The 21,073-nt window shown below is 47.1% G+C and carries 9 protein-coding genes; all 9 read left to right on the forward strand.

All coding sequences use genetic code 11. The annotated features are described in order from the left end of the window. The first annotated feature begins 185 nt into the window (after positions 1–185). Complete coding sequence (locus NSS66_RS24290; RefSeq protein ID WP_071559242.1) at positions 186–1,043, forward strand: MetQ/NlpA family ABC transporter substrate-binding protein; 858 nt, start codon at positions 186–188, stop codon at positions 1,041–1,043. Between the two features lie 467 nt (positions 1,044–1,510). Then, the gene (locus NSS66_RS24295) at positions 1,511–1,930 is read left to right on the forward strand and encodes a hypothetical protein (RefSeq protein ID WP_023987163.1); all 420 of its coding nucleotides are present in this window, start codon (positions 1,511–1,513) and stop codon (positions 1,928–1,930) included. A 15-nt stretch (positions 1,931–1,945) separates the two neighbouring features. Then, positions 1,946–6,913, forward strand: a complete 4,968-nt coding sequence (locus NSS66_RS24300; protein ID WP_340959972.1) for a DUF4132 domain-containing protein — start codon at positions 1,946–1,948, stop codon at positions 6,911–6,913. A gap of 230 nt (positions 6,914–7,143) precedes the next feature. After that, positions 7,144–7,638 (forward strand): GNAT family N-acetyltransferase, encoded by a 495-nt coding sequence (locus tag NSS66_RS24305; protein ID WP_103744805.1) that lies wholly within the window; start codon positions 7,144–7,146, stop codon positions 7,636–7,638. Positions 7,639–7,778: 140 nt separating this feature from the next. Next, positions 7,779–8,762, forward strand: coding sequence for a Gfo/Idh/MocA family protein (locus tag NSS66_RS24310; RefSeq protein ID WP_071559239.1), 984 nt, complete (start codon positions 7,779–7,781; stop codon positions 8,760–8,762). Between the two features lie 611 nt (positions 8,763–9,373). Beyond that, positions 9,374–12,103: a glycoside hydrolase family 3 C-terminal domain-containing protein gene (locus NSS66_RS24315; RefSeq protein ID WP_340959973.1), complete on the forward strand. Its 2,730-nt coding sequence runs from the start codon at positions 9,374–9,376 to the stop codon at positions 12,101–12,103. A gap of 175 nt (positions 12,104–12,278) precedes the next feature. Next, positions 12,279–13,796, forward strand: coding sequence for a glycoside hydrolase family 30 protein (locus tag NSS66_RS24320; RefSeq protein ID WP_340959974.1), 1,518 nt, complete (start codon positions 12,279–12,281; stop codon positions 13,794–13,796). A gap of 195 nt (positions 13,797–13,991) precedes the next feature. Continuing rightward, positions 13,992–16,910 (forward strand): S-layer homology domain-containing protein, encoded by a 2,919-nt coding sequence (locus NSS66_RS24325; protein ID WP_340959976.1) that lies wholly within the window; start codon positions 13,992–13,994, stop codon positions 16,908–16,910. A 63-nt stretch (positions 16,911–16,973) separates the two neighbouring features. Beyond that, entirely contained in the window at positions 16,974–21,026 is a 4,053-nt protein-coding gene (locus tag NSS66_RS24330) for an S-layer homology domain-containing protein (protein WP_340959977.1), read from the forward strand. Positions 21,027–21,073 lie beyond the last annotated feature (47 nt).

Consider the following 21,073-nt stretch of genomic DNA (forward strand, 5'->3'; position numbering starts at 1 on the left):
TGTTCTGGAGAAGCGTCAGCGTTCGCCTTTGAAATGGGATTCTAACCTATAAATTGTGTTATAAATCAGAGAGAATCCCATTTCAACAGCGATCGGAAGAACAATCTGCACGCGAAGCGGCTGCGGCTGTACTGTAACTCATTTTTATCTTCCCAATCACAATTTACTTGGAGGTTCCTCATCAAATGAGTCGGAAAAACAACATGAAAACGAACTTGAAACTACTTACAATATTTGCTGTCGTTATGCTACTGGTTGCCGGATGCGGTGGTCAAAAGCAGGCTGCTCCAGAAACACAGTCTAAAGAAGCAACTTCCCAAAAAGAAGTGACCTTGAAAGTAGCAACGCTAATCCCACCGATGACAGATGTGCTGGATATCGTGAAGCCGCTGCTTAAACAGGACGGAGTCAATCTGGAAATCGTCGTGCTTTCAGACAATATCCAACCGAATAACGCATTGGCAAGCCATGAAGTGGATGCTAACTTCTTTCAGCATGCTCCTTTTATGCAACAATATAATGAAAGCAACAAGTCCGATTTGGTAGCGGTAAAACCAATTTACAATGCCATTTATGGCGCGTACTCCAAAAAATACAAGAACATTAAAGACCTGCCCGAAGGTGCGACCATTGCTATTGCCAATGACCCGGCCAATACCGGACGCTCTTTAGTAATGATGGAGCAAAATGGTTTAATCAAGCTTAAAGAAGGCGTAGGCTATAATGCTACACAGGCTGATATTATTGAGAATAAGAAAAAATTCGTGTTTAAAGAAGTGGATTTGTTGATGCTGGCGCGGTCACTGGATGATGTGGACATGGCTGCCATGTATCCCGCATATGCCAAGCCGCTCGGTCTGACACCGAAGAAGGACGCGCTGATTACCGAAAAAGACGATACGCACTTTGCCATTAATCTGGTAGCGCGTAAGGATAATGCAGATTCCGATGCTATTCAAAAGCTTGCAAAGCGAATGACTGGACCGGAAGTACGTAAATTTTTTGAGGATAATTACAAGGACAGCGTTGTTCCAGCATTTTAAATAAATAAGGATTTTGCAAAAATCCAATAAGCGACTTCCAATGAATAAGATATAGATCGAAATGGTTTAGTTCGTCTATATCTTGCACGTTGGAGCGACTGGAATCGAATTTTGCAAAATCCTGAAATAAGTATGTTGAAACATCGTTTTATGATGAAATACGACCTGTATAATGGAAGGAAGTCTGTGAAGAGCAGATGGTCTCCCTTGTGCAGGTCTTTTTTTCATCCTTAATATGGAAAGGAATGATCGAAAACAGGGTATAAAGTCTTATTTTTTAAGATTTTAGGGTGTTACACCGCTGCGAATTTTGGTCATAAAGGGCGATGGAGTAATGATAAGGAACATATTAAAATAAATATACGAACAAACATTCGTTTTCGATTTCGTTAACGGTGTTTTTATATGGGTCAAAAAATTCAGCTGACAACGGGCCAAAAGCGTGAATAAAAAGGAAGGGGAACGACATGAAGCTGTTTGTAACTGTAAAAAGTCTGGGAAAGCGCAAGCCCGCACTCGCACGACAGGAATTAGAACTGAGTCCTGCTCCAGAAACATTGCGAGATTTGATTACTGCAACCGTTGCTCTGAATGTTCAAAAGCTACGGGAAAAGCAGGAGAGTGTCGCGCTGATTCCGTTCCTCACGGGAGAGGAAGTTCAGGCACAAGGCGAGATAGGCAAAGTAGGATTCGGTTCCATATATAATGAGGGTGTCCCGGATATTAAGGATGCTGTGAACACGGCGATGCAGGCTTTTGAAGATGGTTTATACAGAGTTTTTGTATGTGACGAGGAAATTATTGAACTGGATGCTCCTTTGTCACTTAAGGATGGGAATGAGATTGTATTTATACGCTTCACAATGCTGGCTGGAGGCCTATGGTAGAGGGGGAAACGAAATATGCATCAAGAGAACAATGAGCAAGAATATTTCACCACACTGAAGGAGCGCGCGGCGCAACTGGATGGACAACAACAGGAGTTAGCCCAGTATGTTGTGGAACTGGGGAAGCTTCATTACATACAGGAGAACGAGGAGCCATTTAACGAATGTCAGCGAATATTAAAAGAACGGGCGACAGAAAGCGGAGAACCGCTGTTTAAGCCACTGACAGAGGTATTACGTGCTCTAATTGGACAAACAGCGGGCGATGTATTCGCCCATCTAACAGAGCATGTGACTGAATATCCATACAGCACAGGGTATGCGCGAAAACCGTTTCGCACTTCGGATATTACGGCCCATACTTCCCGGATTTATAAAAGAATGGTGCAGTTGATTCGAATGGACTGTATCGGGTTCTCTGTAATGGATTATTTAACAAAAAAGGATTATGAACCAGGCAGGGATTACCGGATTCAGGAAACGATTGGTGACTGGATTGCTTATGAGCTGGATAACGATAATTTACAGGTGCTTGAGGCGTTAAAAGCTATTATTTATGGAGATAATCAGGCTGCGTTACTTACGCGCAATATGATTAAAGGCATGCTCCTGAGTCATCAGGAGGAGAATTATCGCATGATCGGCGAGCTCTTGGCAGCCGCCAAGCTCCAGGAGGGATTGCGCCAAAGTATCGTGGAACAAATGGATGAAGGAACCCCGGAGGCTCTAATATATCTGTTAAAGGTGATCATCGACCAAGGCTTCATTCGTTACAGCTCGGTAGTGCGGGCGCTTGCAGTATGGACGGGCATGGGGCTGGAGTCCGCCAACCAGCGGGTCGTTCGTCAACTGATCGAGCAGGCATATGAAGCATTGACTCGTAGTGAACTGCGCCAAGAATGGCTGACCAGCTCAAATGCTAATGAAGTATATATGAGTTTGTGGGCTACTGCAGTACATGAGGAACGTGATCTGTATGGACAGGTTCAGAAACTCATGGAGCAGGGAGCACCCTACCAGAAGATCGTAGCGCTTTATGTACTGTCTAACAGTGACAACAAGGATGTGCGCCTCGGAATCGCGAGAGAATATCTGGATGAAACGGACCCGGAGCTTCAATATTGGATATTGACGAACTATACAAGCAATTATTTTTATGAATGGATAGAAGGCGGGACGGTCGCGGATCGGATTGTTAAAGTGGTGCGCACTCCTTTGCTGGAGAGCAAAGAGGAGCGGCGTAAGGATTTTGAACGACTTCATAACCTGTTTGTACATATGAAAAAGGGTGAGTCCACCGAGCCCTCCAAGGTGCTGGATTTTGTAAATCTGTATCACCGCTCAGATGCACCTATTCAAAAAATGCTGTATCTCGCTGGTTATGATATGGACGCTTCCTGGATTGGGGAAATCATAGCCTTAAAGGAACAGATTAGCCCTAATCTGCGTGGCGAACTGTTGAACCATTTTGTGCAAAACCCTGAGGATACGGTACAGCGTGATTTTATTTTTTCCAGTTTGTCTGACAAAAGTATGAGTATCCGTGAGTTCGCTGTGGCCAAGGCGCGTAAGCTGACGCTGTCGGAACCAGAAATGCAACAAATGGAAGCCTTATTAAAGCTCAAGACGGGATCGTTGCGACAAAGTGTCATTGGTGTGTTGCTCTCACAATCGGAAGGGCCGCTGGCTGGCTCATTGGAACGCTTGCTTCGTGCTAAGGCGGAGCTGCAACGATTGGGTGGACTGGAAGTATTGACGAAGATATATGCAGACCCGGATCGTGCCGAACAGTATGAAAGCCTGCGGGCTTTGGCGGATATCATTCAGCAACCCACAGCCAAAGAGGAGCAACTGCTGTCCAAGCTGGGACAGGAGGATGCTTATACAGGGGCTAACGGTTTTGGCCTGTACGATCCGAATGTCAAGGAAGCTTGGTTGGAAGAGAAAGTTGATCTGGGTGATTTTCGATTGTCCGATGTTTTTGTTAGTCCATTGGAGAAGCTCAAGCAGTTCTTGAGCGGACTGGATGAGCTTGTTCATCATCATCGTGATGTGGAATATACTGCGGAGTATTATTCGGGCTACAAAGATACATTGCTTATTGGGACGAACCTTCGTCCTCTACGGCTGGTTCAGGTCGATGAAGAAGTAGATTCTAGACTGTCTTTATATCCTCTCTATGAGGAGTGGGACCGTTATTTGCAGGAAAGCGGCATGGAAGCGCGTGAACTGCTGGAGCTTGTTTTTTATGACCGATTGGAGCCTATGGACCGAACGCTGGATCGCTACTATCGATACTTTTCTTTTAACATGAACTATTCAGAACAAAGCAAGCACAAGCTGCTGGAAGGATGGCGTAAAGACTTCGCTGAGCAAATGTATCCTTTGGATCGGATTAACGAGGTTCAGAAGTGGATGGCAGAGCTGACCTATTCCGATCAGGTAAGCACATTAGTTAATGCTTATTTTATGGACACATCCGGTGACCAAACATTTGACGTAATTGACCTTGCTTTAAATTCACTAATGCAGGGCGTGCCTAAGGACAGACCTGTAGAGGATATGGGAATGCTCCATCTATTGTCCGGCCCGTGGGTGGCGCTGGAGAAGGGGCAGGTTCATGATGGTGAGTCCTTTAAGCGCTTTTTCCATACCTTTGTGAACTACGCAGAACTGCCAGGAGCGGAAAATCGTTTTTATTCTCCGCTGGATCTGGAGGATTATTTCAAAGCATATGAAAAAGGGTTGATCGGTGTAGGGGAAGTCTATCGGGAACTGCTGGCCGGTAGTGAAAGCAGAAGACATATGAGTTCCTTAACCAATGCCCGCAATACATGGATTTCTAGCAAACATGAATTTTTGGAAATACGTCGCACGGTTATTGATCGACTGTTAGAGGTTGAATTGGTTCGAGGAGATTTGCCTACCGAGGCTACGCCAAAGGTTATGGGATTGAGCCAATTTGAAGGTATGGATTATTTCATCCGTATTCTGGAGGGTCTCGACAAGGAAACGTTTGTGCGTGGTTATGTGTACGGCTACGGTGATCGTATTACCAAAAAAGAATCGTTCAGCCACTTGCTCAAAGCATGTTATCCGAGTGATGGCGAGGATGCCACATTGCTCAAGGAAAAGCTGAAAAACACTAAAATTACGGATAAACGTCTGCTGGAGGCTGCTATGTATGCTCCACAGTGGATTGAGATTGTAGCAGACTATCTCGGTTGGGAAGGGCTTCGCAGTGCGGCATGGTATTTCCATGCACATATCAATGAAGGTTTTTCGGCCGAGAAGGAAACGATTGTAGCCCATTATTCGCCGATTGCTCCGCAAGATTTTAATGATGGTGCCTTCGATATTCACTGGTTTCATGAGGCCTATGAGACGTTGGGCGAGGAACGATTTGATCTGCTGTACGATTGTGCCAAGTATATTTCAGCTGGAGCCAATCATCGTCGATCCCAGTTGTTTGCGGATGCGACGCTGGGTAAACTCAAACGGAGTGAAATGGAAAAATCAGTGGAGGACAAGCGAAACAAAGACCATTTGCTGACCTACAGTCTGATTCCACTTGCTCAGCCGCCTGAACCAGATGTACGCGAACGTTATGATTTTATCCAGAGGTTTCTGGAACAAAGCAAAAAATTTGGGGCACAGCGTAAGGCCAGTGAGGCACTGGTTTCACGGATTGCACTCGGGAATTTGGCACGTAACGCAGGTTATGATGATGTAACCCGTCTCGTATGGGACATGGAAGCTCGTAAGCTGGATGATCTCCGGTCTTATTTTGAGCCACATGCTTTGGACGAGGCTACAACGGTGCAGCTCGTCATTGATGCTGAAGGAGCGGCAGATATTGAAATTGTCAGCAAAGGCAAGACGCTGAAATCCATTCCGGCTCGTTTCAAGAAGGATGAGTATGTTACGTCGCTGAAGGAGCTTAAAGGAGATCTAGTGGATCAGTACCGCAGAGCTCGCAAAGAATTGGAACGCTCTATGGAGTCTGGTACGACCTTTATGGTGAAGGAATTGAGAGGACTGCTGGGTAATCCTGTGCTTGCTCCGTTGGTGCGAACACTGGTTTTCAAGGCTGATGATCACCTCGGATATTTTAATGAGGAAACGTTGGTATTGACGGCTCCTTTTGCTGAACAGCATACTATAGGAGAAGAGGACAAGCTGATTATTGCTCATCCCCTTCATTTGTTCGAAAGTGGTCGTTGGAGCGACTTCCAGAAGGACTTATTCGACCGCCAGATACGCCAGCCATTTAAGCAGGTGTTCCGTGAGCTGTACTTGCTGAATGCTGATGAACGTGCAAATGCGACAGTTTCCCGTCGATATTCAGGACACCAGGTACAGCCGAATAAAACGGTATCCCTATTGAAAGGTCGCCAATGGACAGTCAGCTATGAGGACGGACTCCAGAAGGTGTACTATGCCGAGAATCTGATTGCGAACCTGTATGCCATGGCAGACTGGTTCTCACCAGCGGATACCGAGGCTCCTACGCTGGAGACAGTACAGTTCTTTGATAGGACAACGTATAAGAGCGTACCGTTGGACGAAGTTCCTCCTGTTCTGTTCTCCGAAGTTATGCGGGACGTGGATCTGGTCGTCAGTGTTGCCCATGTAGGCGGCGTTGATCCAGAGGCCAGTCTGACGACCATTGAAATGCGTAGGGTGATTGTGCAGGAATCACTTCGCCTGCTGAAAATTAGCAATGTACGCTTGGATGGGAATTATGCACGTGTAGATGGGACTCTTGGCGAATATGCTGTGCATCTGGGAAGCGGGGGTGTCTATAAGCAAGCGAAGGGAGCACTGCATATTATTCCGGTGCATTCGCAGCATCGTGGACGTATCTTCCTGCCGTTTCTGGACGAAGACCCAAGAACAGCGGAGATTCTATCCAAAATTGTGTTGTTGGCCGAGGATCAGAAGATCAAGGACCCGCAAATTCTTACACAGCTTCAAGCGTAGAATAGAATTCTGATATATAGAGATTCATAATTAACTCAACGTTCGCACCTAGACAATGGTTTCAAATCCTCTACTGTGTAGGTGGAAACTTAGTCTAGTTGCGGAGGTTGAATTATTTAATATTGAGCGTGTATCGAGCGCGAATAAGGAGATATGGGTAATATTTTAGGCTCTGTGGTTTGATGAGAATCTAACAGTATAACAATTGACGATAATAGGAGAACACAACGATGATTAATAGTATCTTTCTAAAAGAGTACTCAACCGAGTATCAATCACAAGTTGTCGATTTAATTTTACATATTCAAAAAGATGAATATAATATCGCCATAACCAAAGAAGATCAGCCAGATTTGCTTGATATTGAAAACTTTTATCAGCGTGGTAACGGCAACTTCTGGGTAGCTCTTAGTGAAGAAACCGTAGTAGGGACTATAGCTTTGTTAGATATTGGGAACCGTAAGACAGCACTCAGAAAAATGTTTGTAAAACAAAACTATAGAGGTAAAACATTCAATGTTTCGAATCAATTATTGCATCATGCCATAGGATGGGCCAGGGTAAGGTCTATTGAAGAAATCTATCTTGGAACAACACCACAATTCGTAGCAGCTCATCGTTTCTATGAGAAGAACGGCTTTGTTAGTATAGCTCCAGGAGAATTGCCGATTGGTTTTCCAGTCATGAAAGTGGATAAAAAGTTTTACAGATACGTCATTCAATAATGGGTATAAATGAAGATGCTGCTGGGTCACAAAAGAAACCGTCGTCTAGCAAATGTTTCTTTTGTTTAGGACAGGCGTTTGCTAGAATAAAAGGGTATGTTGCAAGTAACGTTAACCAAATTGCTGGGAGGGACACAAGTATGAGCAAAAAGATCAAATGGGGAATTGTCGGCACAGGCTGGATCTCAGATCAATTTGTGGCGGATTTGGCGCATGTTTCGAATGGAGAAGGGTATGCTGTTGGATCACGCACTATTGAAAGCGCTACCGAATTTGCAGCTAAGCATCAAATATCAAGGGCTTACGGGAGCTATGAGGAATTAGCACAAGATCCCGAGGTAGATGCTATTTACGTAGGGACTCCCCATCCTTTTCATAAAGAAAATGTTCTGACGGCTCTTCGGGCGGGCAAAGCAGTCTTGTGTGAGAAACCCTTCACCGTCAACAGCAAAGAATTGGAGGAAATGATCGGCTTTGCACGTGAGCGTAAGCTATTCCTGATGGAAGCAATGTGGACACGTTTTTTGCCTCCGATTCGCCAAGTGCGGGAGTGGATACATGCGGGACACATTGGCGAGGTAAAGCTGGTTAAGGCGGAATTTGGTTTTCGAATAGATTGGAACCCGGAGGGGCGGCTTTTGAACCCTGAGCTGGGCGGAGGTGCTCTATTAGATGCAGGAATTTATCCGGTTTCTTTTGCTTCAATGGTCTTCGGCCCTGAACCTGAGCATGTATGGAGCACTGCTCATATCGGGGAGACAGGCGTTGACGAGACATTTTCGATCTTGCTGGATTATGGAAAAGGACGCACGGCTATGCTTAACGGGGCAGTCCGTCTCGGATTGACGAATGAGGCATACATCCATGGAACAAAGGGCTATATCCACATTCCGTCATTCCTGAACAGCACATCTGCTACTTTAGTTGTGGACGGTGAAGAGGCACAAAACTTTCAGGATGACCGATCCTCTACAGGCTATGCCTTTGAAGCAGAAGAAGTCGGGCGTTGCTTGAACGAAGGTTTGCTCGAAAGTTCTACTATTTCTTTAGATGAATCGTTAGGAATTATGAAACTGATGGATCAGATTCGTTCACAATGGGGGCTTCGGTATCCGTTTGAATAATCACATTAATTCCAGGGACCTTTCAGGTTCTCTGGAATTTTTTTGTTTATGAGCGTTGTTTTTTATACCAGGATTTTGCAAAATTCGATTCCAGTCACTCCGAAGTGCAAGATATAGACGAATTAACATTGCGATCTATATCTTGTTCATTGGAAGTCGATTATGGGATTTTTGAAAAAAAATTCTTATACATAAGTATTTCCAATTCCCAAATAGCGACTTTGGTCGCACGCTAGGTAACGCCATATGAGTAAGTCAAGAGTGGGACATATGAATCATTTTTATGGATTGAAATTAGTTAAAAAACCGTCATTAAATAGTTACAAAAGTGTAATTTTATTATCGGTTAACTGAATTGTTAACGCTCTCTTTTCATGAAAAAGAATGAAGGTCCTAATGTTGTACTTCCAAAAACTTTCAATGAAATTTTCGAAAATGTACGGTAGGGTGGTAAACGTGTCACTTGAGCCATTGCGGCTTTTGCTGACTTGCTTGCTTATCCCGTGGCTCTGGATTCTTGTCGGAGCTCGCAGGATCGAGAGCCTTTGCAAGCCTGTGAGAGTTGAATAGGCATTCACCTCATGACCTAACATCAAGGAGGAATTACAAACGTGAAAGTGAAATCAACATGGTTGTTCCGTATGGTGATGATGACAGTTATCGCGGCTGTTGTGATCGGACCTATGAATATTGCAGGAGCGGCAGGAAGCCAGACAGATCGGCCTTGGATGAACACGGCCCTGTCGGCTGAGAAACGGACAGCGTTGCTGCTGCAGGAAATGACGCTGGAAGAAAAAATAGATTTGGTGACTGGCAAGGTCAACAATTACTATGGATTCTATAATAATTCGATGGAGCGGTTGGGCATTCCGGCGCTGACGATGGCAGATGGACCAGCGGGTGTGCGTATCGCTAATCCAGATGTGCAGGACAAGCAATCTACTGCGTTGCCTGCTCCAATTGCGTTGGCTGCAACGTGGGATACCCAAGCTGCCAAACAGTATGGTGATTTGATTGGAGACGAGGCTTTTAATACAACTCATAATGTTGCGCTTGGACCGGGGATGGATATTGCCCGTATTCCATGGGGATCGCGAAACTTTGAATCTATGGGTGAGGACCCGCTACTGCAATCGCAAATGGCGACCGCTTATGTCAAAGGTATACAAAGCCACCCTGTTTTGGCGACTGCGAAACATTATCTTATGAATAATCAGGAAACAGAGCGCTTCACGACGAATGTCAAAGTCAGTGACCGTGCGTTGCATGAGATTTACATACGCCCGTTCCAAGAAGTCATCGCCAAGGCAGATTTGGGAGGGGCAATGTGCTCCTTTAACAAGGTCAACGGCGAGTCTGCTTGTGAGAACAAAACTCTTTTGACCGACCTCTTGAAGAAGGAACTGCAATTCAAGGGCTTCGTGATGAGTGATTACGGTGCGAACCTGAGTACAGTCGAATCGGCAAATAGCGGATTGGACCTGGAAACACCGGGGACCCCTTATGGTAAATGGGGAGATCAGCTGCTGGCGGCTGTTAAGAATGGCAAGGTAAGTGAAAAAACGATTGATGATAAGGCTGGGCGCATTTTGGTGCAAATGTTCAGCAAAGGTTTATTCGATCACCCGGCTCAAAATAATCAAATTGATGCCCGTGACCATGGCAAGACAGCCCGTCAATTGGCTGAGGAAAGTATGGTACTGCTTCAAAATAAAAATAATGCATTACCGTTGTCTAAAGATAAACTCAAGTCCATTGCTGTGATTGGCCCCGATGCAGATAACGGCACTGTGGCAGGCGGAGGCAGTTCGTTGGTGAACCCGACGTATACCGTGAGTCCGTTAGAGGGCATCCGCAATCGTGTCGGCAAAGGTGTTACCGTCCAATATGCACCGGGTACAGACCCGATCTCTGCAGGAGACATTATGCCTGGCCCATCGGCTGTTCCGTCTTCACTGTTGACTACATCTGAACAGAAAGAGGATATCAGTGTTGGATATGCGACTTATGGAGATGGCGAACAGGGGCTTCGAGGCGAATACTGGAAGAATAACAAGATGGAAGGCAATCCGATTCTTGTACGCAATGATGACCAAGTCAATATGAACCTTGGATTTTATAATTATCAGGGCTTCAATGCGAAGTCCCCTAAAGTTCCAAATACACCAACGACACTGAACGGCTTGATATCTGCACGCTGGACAGGGGCAATTGCAGCTCCCAAGGATGGTGACTATGCATTGTCATTAACCAGTTTGGGATCAAGCAAGCTGTATCTCGACGATAAGCTTTTCGTGGACAATCAAGGTGAAAAGCTGGGCACTACGAAGAAGAACATCTCCCTTAAAGCGGGTGAAAAGCACAAGATACGTATTGAATACCGCGCTGATTATCCGACCAATGGTCGTGATTCCGGTGGTATGGTTCGTCTGGGCTGGGAACCTCCGGCGGATACGTCAGATAAGTTGATTGACAACGCTGTGAAATTGGCGAAAAAATCGGATGTTGCGATTGTTGTTACGCGTACGTATGAGAGCGAAGGATATGTTGAGCGTTTCGATATGGAACTGCCGAACAATCAGGATCGGCTAATCCGTGCGGTTGCGGCTGCAAATCCGAAAACTATTGTCGTACAAATGAGCGGCAGAGCCGTACAAATGGATACCTGGCAGGACAAAGTCCCTTCCATCGTACAAGCATGGTTTGCTGGACAAGAGCAAGGGAATGCGATAGCACGCGTCTTATTCGGGGATGTGAATCCTTCGGGTAAGTTGCCGGTAACCTTCCCGGTTAACGAGCAGTCTACACCCGTGTCCTCACCAGAGAAGTTTCCGGGTGTGAACGGTATAGGTGACTATTCAGATGGTATTTTTGTAGGCTATCGTGGGTATGAGAAATCGGGTATTCAACCGGCGTTCTCCTTTGGACACGGTTTATCCTATACGACATTCGGATATAGCGATCTGAAAACAAAACAGCATGCGAGTGGAAAAAAATCCGATCGTACGAGTTCCGTCGAAGTTTCGCTAAAATTGAAGAACACGGGTAAAACAGCCGGAGCTGAGGTTGTACAGGTGTACAACGGTAAGCTTCCGACAAACGTAGAGACTCCATCCCGTCAACTGGCAGGCTGGTCCAAGGTAGAGTTAAAGCCGGGTCAAGAGAAGAAGGTTCGCATTGAGCTCGACCCGAAAGCTTTCTCATATTGGGATGAAAAGTCCAAAGCATGGGTTATGCCAGCGGGTGAAGTGCCCATTTATGTGGGCAGTTCCTCTCAGGATTTACGACTGACAGGAAGTGTTACGATTCCGGCAACCTCTACAGAAAAGGCAAAAAAGTAATCCCGTTACATTTGTTTTAAAATGGTTATATTCAAGAGAGCGCGGGCACAAGCACCGGCTCTCTTTTTGCTATCGGTATGTAAACGTCCAACAGGTATGCAAAGGGAAACCCAAGTGAAAGCTGAAATAGTAGGGAGGATGGGGACAGGATAATGATGGGGAGAGGAGGATATAGATGAAAAAAATCCAAAAGCAACGACGTACTGACATCTGGCTGCTTATAGCTGCAGTAGCCATTTTGATCTGTGCGGTCCTGGTCAGTATGGCTATACGGAATGTTCCGGGGCCGAAAGCAGAAAATAACGTCAACATGTGGCTAACAACACCCGATCCGGCGAATCGCCTAACCCAACAAACCCCGATCCGTTGGAATAAGGATAACAGTAAAGAAAATGCAGCGAATGCGGATACACTGACGATTGAGATTAAGCCAGATATTCATTATCAGACGATGGAGGGATTTGGCGCTGCGGTGTCCGGTTCGTCCGCATACCTGATGAATTATGGCATGTCTGCCAATCAGCGTGATCAGCTGCTAAATGATTTGTTTACAGCCAGTGGCATTCAACTGAGTTATATTCGCCATACCATTGGAGCCTCAGATTATTCCGTAGATGAGCAGGGACAGCCTGGCAGCTATACCTATGACGATGTGGCAACAGGCAAGGACTATGAGCTGAATCATTTCTCCATCGCCAAGGATCGGGATGTGATCGATGTGTTGAAGCAAATCCTGAGAAGAAACCAGGATTTAAAGATTATGGGAACCCCATGGACAGCTCCGCCCTGGATGAAATATGGGGAGCAGATTTATAACGGCTGGTATTTGGACTATACCGATTCGCGCGTCTACCAGGCGTATGCTGACTATTTTGTTCGTTATCTACAGGCGTATGCGAACGAGGGAATTCCGATTCAGGCGATTTCCATTCAAAATGAGCCAGAATTCACTACGCCCAAGTATCCCAGCATGAGTATGGGAGCAGCAGAACAGGCGAATTTTATTAAACAATATCTGGGCCCGACCCTAAATCGAAACCATTTATCTACTCACATTATTGCCTTTGACCATAACTGGGATACAGGAAGCGATTATGCCAAGACCGTGTTAGGAGATGAACAGGCTCGAAGCTATACGCACGGAACGGCCTTTCATTGCTACAAAGGAGAGCCCACGGCGATGACAGATGTGCATAATGCTTTTCCTGATAAGCCTGTATATATGACAGAATGTAGTGGGGGGGCGTGGAGTCCGGGCTTTGGAGATGATTTGAGCTGGGATATGTCCAAGCTGATCATTGGTGCACCCCGAAACTGGTCGCAAAATGTCCTCTTTTGGAACATCGCACTTGACCCGTCCGGGGGTCCGACCCATGGGGGTTGCGCCAACTGTAGAGGTGTAGTGACCATCGACCCGTTAAGCGGTGCAGTTACGAAAAATGTGGAGTACTATGCGATTGGGCACGCCAGCAAATTTGTCCGTCCAGGTGCGGTACGTATTGATTCTACACATTATAGTGGAAGTATCGAAACGGTCGCCTACCGCAACCCCGACGGTACGCTTGTCCTGATTGCCGCCAATACGGGAGAGAACACAAAGACATTTAAGGTTCGGCAGGGAAATAAGGTTTTCAAATCTACCCTTCCATCCAAGTCCGCAGCTACCTTTCAATGGAATCCTACGGTTTCCTGACAAGGCATGTACATCAACGTTTTATAGAATTTTTAGAGCGCTTAGCCCATCTGGCTGAGCGCTCTTTTTTCATTTGCTACAAAGTCCAGACTGTGAAAAAGATAAAATTTTAATATTGTTCAGAATTGGTTCAGAGGCGGATGATAAGATCTTTTCACTAATAACAAGAATGAACCGTTCACGGGGGAGAGTCTGATGAATCAAGAAACAAATAAAGAATGGCAAAAAGTGCTGATGGTGACGTTGCTGGCAGGTATGGCATGGGGGCCCCAGCTTGTTCATGGGGAAACGAAAGGGGAGACGTCAGCGATTGTGACTAAAGCCAGTACAGTATCTTTTACAGATCAGTCCACTATGTCATCCCAGGCATTACAGGCGGTACAGGAGGCTGTGAAGCAAGGACTGATCACGGGTTATCCAGATGGTTCTTTCCGTCCAGATCAACCGTTAACGCGTAAGGAAATGGCAGCTTTGCTGGCTAATGCACTTAAGCTTGACGCAACGGAGAAAGCAGTAACTTTTAAGGATACGCAGGGGAGTTGGGCAGCTTCTTATATAGAAGCTGTACGTGCGGCAGGTCTAATGACCGGAGATGAATCAGGTGCTTTCCGTCCGGATGCTGCAGTGAGTCGTGAGGAATTGGCAGCCATTCTGGTGAGAGCGATTGGAGGAACCCATGCTCAAGGCGGAGATGTTCAGGACATTTCTGATGGGGATCAGGTGAGCGCATGGGCCAAAAGCAACGTAGAGGCAGCTCTCAAGCTGGGATTAATGGATACGCCGGATAATCGGTTTGACTCTAAAGTACAGGTAAAACGTCAGGATATCGCAGCCTTTTTGGTGAATGTATTCCAATCGGGTGAACAGACGGGAATCCTATCTCGTATCGACGGGGATATCGCCTATATGGATGGAAAGCCCTATTTGATCGGCCAGCAATTGAAGCAACTGTTCGGAGCAGACAATGTGCCGGCGCTTCAAGGGGCTACCCTGACCTATCAGGCATCGAACCGAAACGTAGCTGATCTGTCAGCACTTCAAATTGTGCAAAGTGGTACAGCCCAACAACCGGTGACTTTGTATAGCAAAGGGACAGAGTTTAAAGGCAAGTTAGCTATTGCAGCGGATTATGTGCGTATTCAAGGTGATACGTTACCTCAGGTAACCCTGATGCGGGGTGCCAAAAATGTAGAGATTCATGCAGACGTAAACGAAATGATCGTGGATACGCATGAGCCTATTCAGATTCAGGGAAGTGGTGTATGGCAGCAGCTTAAACTGAATTTTGCCGATACACAGGTACGTCTCGCCAATGGGATACAGACTGTACAGACCCGTCTTGCGGAGCGGGGAACAGAGACTCAAATTATACGTGATACCACGTTGGGTGCATCTTCGGATACATCCTCAACAAGCACTAAAAAAAGTTCATCTGGTGGTGGCGGTGGCAGTTCTACAACGAATCCAACGCCAACACCTAATCATGTACCTGTCTCAGCTATCGTTCCTGCCGATCAATATGCCATTTTGGGTTCTGGAGATACGCTAGTGGATTTGAAAAATGTGTTTTACGATGCCGATCAGGATGAGCTGTCGTATCATGCGGTCACTTCGGATGTATACGTAGCAGAAGCAGAAGTGGCAAATCAACAGCTTACACTAAAACCTAAATCAGTAGGAAGCACACAGGTATTTGTTACGGCAGAGGATGGAAAAGGCGGTAAAGCGAGCGTGTTTTTCAGCTATACAGTGACCAGCTCTACTTATGAGGAGGACATTAATCACAGTCCTGTCGCGAGCAACAGCCTAAATGACATTCCTTTGCTCTTAAATGAAGGTGGGAAGCAGATTAGCCTGTCTGACTTGTTTAACGATGAGGATGGCGATGCACTGACCTACACGGTGGAATCGGCTTCGCCAGAAGTGGCCACAGGAGAAGTAACAGGCGATCAGCTTATGCTTACGCCGCTTCAAGCCGGCATTAGTCTAATGACGATAACAGCCCATGACGGCAAGGGAGGTACAGCCTCACTTCAGTTTGCTGCTATGGTGAATGCGCCTTTACCTGATCCGCAGCCTGAGAATCACATACCTGTGGCTTTACCTCATTTACCTATCGTAGTTGCTAATGTGTTGCAGGACAAGCTGATGCTGTATCCGGGCTCGTTATTTATGGATCAGGATGGCGACACCTTGACGTATACCATAACTTCCTCCAACCCCCTAGTAGGCAGTGTGGCGGAGAATGGAGAAGATTCATTTGTAACACTGCATAATGCTGGTATTACGATGATTGGAATTACGGCGAATGATGGACGTGGGGGCGTTTCTTTCACTTCATTTATGCTCCAAGTTGAAGCTCCTCAACCCGTAAATCATCGTCCGGTAGTGACCCGTGTGCCTGAACCTCAATATTTGGACCCGGGAGATGGTCAGCAAATATTGCAGCTGAATGATATGTTCTCTGATGAGGATGGAGACACGCTGACCTATACTGTGGTGTCTTCTGATCCATTGGTGGCAGGGGGGCAGGTAGAAGGGAATGCACTTTTCATACAACCTTTGCGTAATGGTCTGACGTTCCTTACGATTACAGCAAATGATAATCGGGGTGAAACGACATCTTTTACGATTCCAGTGATTGTTGAGAAAAGAGACTTGTTCATTTCCGAAGTCGTGTGGCAAGGCGAACCGGATTATCTGGACCAGGCGATTGAATTGTATAACCCTACAAACAGACCGTTGGAGAAAAATAGAATATGGATTGAGCGATCCGACCAACCAGACCCGATTATTATAAATGCCAATGACGGAGATGTAATTATGCCTGGGCAAACATTTGTTATTGCGGATGATCTGAGTTCATTCGTATCGGAGGAGTGGTATTTTACCTTCCTGCAGTTACAAAATAACAATTCGGAACCTGTTACGCTTAAGCTGTATTACAACAACACGCTTATAGATATCGCAGTTATTGGTCAAGGGCAGGCTTTGGGACGGAATAGCGGTACGGTCATTGGTAATCCAGACCATTATCAATCTGGTGAATGGAATGTGGAAGGGACGAACTACCCTGTTAATTTAGGAGACTTTATCGGTCGTCCTCGGCCGTAAAACATACGTATCCTAAGATTTTGAATACATGATTACATTTATCGGTGGGGAGAGAATTGCACCATGAAAAATAAGAAGTTAACCGCTCAGCTGGCAGCTGCTTTGCTGCTGCTGACCCCCTCGTTTCCTGCCGGAGCAGAGCAGGCTACCGTGATAGATACGGCTTCCGTATCCAAGGGGTCCACAGGGAACAATACTGCCGCCTGGACGGATGTACAGAAGCTTACAGCACAGCAATTGGAACAACTGCAAAAAGCCCGTGAACTCGGGATTATCCAAGGCGATCCCGCCGGAACGCTCAGACCTGAGCAGAAGCTCACACGTCAGGAGCTAGCCGTGCTGCTGGTCAAAGTGTTGCAGCTTCCGACGGGCAACTTGGACGGCGCTGCCTCCTTCACGGACGTGCCCGCCGATAGCTGGGGGCGCCCGGCTATAGAGGCAGCCCGTAAGGCCGGGCTGATGCAAGGCGACGCCAACGGACACTTCCGTCCGAATGACCTGATCAGCGCCCAAGAACTGGTCGCGCTGTTGGTCAGGTCCGCTGGGACGGGTACGTCTGCGGGCACGCCCGCCAGCACAACCGACTCGCCGTCGGCACAGGCGCTGCCGACGGCGTGGAAGGACGCCAGCCCGTGGGCGACCCCGATGATTTGGGCGGCGCTGAATGACGGGCTGATGAGTGAATTTGGCGGAAATCTACACGCCAAACACTCGGTAAGCCGCGTAGATGCGGCCAGCCTGCTCGTATCTGCTTTGTTTCCACAGGAGCGTGCTTTGCAGCTCCAGGAAATGGACGGCAAGCAGATACGGATCAATGGCATCGCTTATGACGTGGCAGAGCCGCTGCGCGGCATTTTTCACGCGGATAATCAGGCCGCGCTGCGCAACGCAGGCATCCGTTTCCATGCCATAGGCCGGACGGTGGACAAGGTTACTTGGCTGGAGCTTCGCAGCAGTGGGAGTTCGGCTCGTGACGGCGAAGCGGAGTTCAGCGGCAACGTTGTGCTGGATGGACACGGCTCCACGTTGAACGGAGATTTGGTGATCGCCGGGGATTTTACATCCGTACTGCATTTGAAAGTGGAACAGCAGTTAACGGTGGATGCCCGAGTACAGCAGGATTTTTATGCACAGGATGTACAGGTGCAGGGACAGACGCATATCAACGGCGGAGATAACAATACAGTCGTATTTGATAGCTCAACGTTGACGCAAATGGATGTCACAAAACCGGACGTTCACGTTGTACTCAGTGGTACCGCAAGCGCGACAGTCATGAACGTGCAATCCAGCGCAAGCATTGAGGTTAGCGCGGATGCTTCCTTGCCGCAGCTGAATGTTAATGAAGGGGCGGAAAATGTCAATCTTCAGGGAACGGTTCAGACCGTTCAGGTAACTGGCAGCCAATCCGTCGAGATGACAGGTAATAGCACAATCCAGCAGCTGACCGTCACCGGGACGGGTGCTTTGGAATTGAAAACTACAGGTAGTATTGAAAATATTCAAGTCAGCAACCCGGCAGCTAGAGTAAATGTGAGTGGAAATGTACAGGTATCTGCGGTCACACTGGGTACCGGAGTAGCTTCCAACGCTGTTACGGGCCTAGCTGTGGCAAGTGTAACAGGCACGTCCTCATCTTCTGGAAGCTCATCTGGTTCATCCAGCAGTGCTAACCGTTCACCGGAAGTCGTGAATGCTTCTGTAGAGCGTGTAATTACAGAAGGCGCTGGTGAACAATTGTACGATTTACGCCAATTCTTTACCGATCCTGATGGGGATATCTTGACCTTCTCGGCAGCTTCTCTTCAATCCGGCATCGTACGGGCGTCTGTATCGGGCAATACATTAAAGCTTACGCCAGTCAGTGTCGGAAAAGCATCCATCAGTGTATCGGCTAATGATGGACGGGGAAAAAGGGTGTCGTCTACCTTCAAAATTATCGTGAACGGCCAGCCAGTATCTGCGGGTATACCAGATCAGGCGCTTACTGTGGGACAGTCCGACTTGGTACTGCATTTGAACGACTATGTTCAGGACCCGGAAAATGCTAGCTTAACGTATCAGGTTACTGTTGATAATCCTGCTGTAGCGTCGGTGGTGCTTACAGGAGATGAATTGCGTTTGAGTCCGCTTCGCGCGGGCAGTACGATCGTTCATGTCACTGCCAATGACGGACAGCAAGGAGAAGATGGCAGCACAGGCCAAAAGCAGATTGAATTCAAGCTAACGGTTCAGGGCACTCCTAACCATGCTCCGCATGGACAAGACCCTCAACCGCTAACCGTCACATTGGGTCAGCCGAATACGACGCTGGATCTTTCCACGATATTTACGGATGTAGATGGTGACCCGCTGGTGTTCACAGCGACCAGTTCGGATGCTTCTATCGTGCAGACTGCCATAACGAGAGATCAGCTTTCTTTGCAGTCGCTGCAAGCGGGGAGCGCAAGTATTACCCTGACGGCAGACGACAGCAAGGGTGGAACAGATACAGTTACCTTGATTGTAACAATTTTGCCTATACCGAACAGTAGCCCGGTAGTAACCCGTGCACCAGACGCGGTACATCTGATTTTAGGCAAGGCTGACGGAACCGTGGATCTGTCCACCATCTTTGCTGACCCGGATCATGACCCGATTCGTTATGAGATCAGTTCGTCTGATCCAGCCGTGGCAGATGCTACAGTTCAAAATGAACAGCTTGTCATTCATGGACTGACTAGCGGCAATACCGTGATTACCATCACGGCTAAAGACGATAGAGGCGGAGAGATTAGCACAGACCTACAGGTTCATCTATTAGAAAATGCGGTTATTACAGCGATCCCTGAGCAGTTGCTTCAATTGGGAGATGCCGCCTCAGAACTGGATCTCTCACCGTTCCTATTGAACTGGGATCTAGCATCCCTGTCAGTGACAGCAGACACGTATGATCCAGGAATTGCTACGGCCCATATGAATGGTCAGAAACTACAGCTAAACCCAGTGAGTGTAGGAACCACAAGTGTAACACTCAGTGTGTATGACCAGTACGGACGTGCAGAGGGAGCGACGTTCCCGGTTACCGTCAGCATGCCTCAGCTTAATCAAGCTCCTCAAGTCATAGCGGCTATAAACGAGCAGGTATTGACTCCCGGAGTTACACAGCAAAGGGATTATGATCTGCAACAACTGTTCTACGACGAGGATGGGGATGAGCTGCGATTTACAGTCAGCTCCAGTGATCCGACGTTGGTGAGTGCATCGCTTAATGGCAGCATTTTAACACTGGCTTCGGGTACAGGCAGCGGCCTTGCTGAAATTACTATTACGGCTGCGGATGATCGGGGTGGCTCAGTTCAATACACGTTGAATACACGCAACGCGGAGCTGGTTTCCGGCGGTATCACTCCGATTGGGGTTAAATATGGCTTGCCGCACAGAACCGTGGATCTGTCCAGTTATTTCCCAGGACAATCTAAATTCCTGGTATATAGAGGAACGCCATCATCGACATTCCTCGGTCCTGTAGAACTCATGGGCACCTCTATCCCCCTTTCCCCCGAACCTTTACTGGTATGGGTAGTAGGAGCAGATGGAAGGGCTGCTGTATTTCAGGTCCAACAGGAACCACAGCAAGCGCCTGCTGTATATTTCTCGCAATATGTGGATGGCGGGGATGGAAGAATTGTTTTGCAATTGCATTATAACGGGAATGGAGACCCTTCCCATCGGGCAGACGGTTACTCACTTGAGTTTCATCAATGGATGAAGAAAACAAACCAAATGAAAGTTACCACTTTACCGATTAATCCGCTTTATCCTGCCATGCCATATATAATCATCGACAGTATCTTTTATGATTTCATGGATATTACGAATGCTTGGTATTTCAATGATGAGGGCGATTTCTACAACCCGAGCGAATTTAATACCGTTGCATATGTTTTAAAATACCAAGGACAAGTGGTAGATGTATTAGGAAATCCAAATTCGCATGAGCAGTTTGCACCGCAAGGAGGAACGTTCGTCCGCAAGCCAGGAATATCCTACGGATCGTCTGCCTATAATCAGCCAGATGAGTGGAATGCGTTTCCGAAAGGGACCTATCAATATGTCGGCGCTCATACACCATAAACGGTATGCTTTGTAGCACCAAGGAGACTCCTGTCCCCTCGAGAATG

Source organism: Paenibacillus sp. FSL R10-2748 (assembly GCF_038005565.1).
GTDB classification, from domain to species: domain Bacteria; phylum Bacillota; class Bacilli; order Paenibacillales; family Paenibacillaceae; genus Paenibacillus; species Paenibacillus polymyxa_B.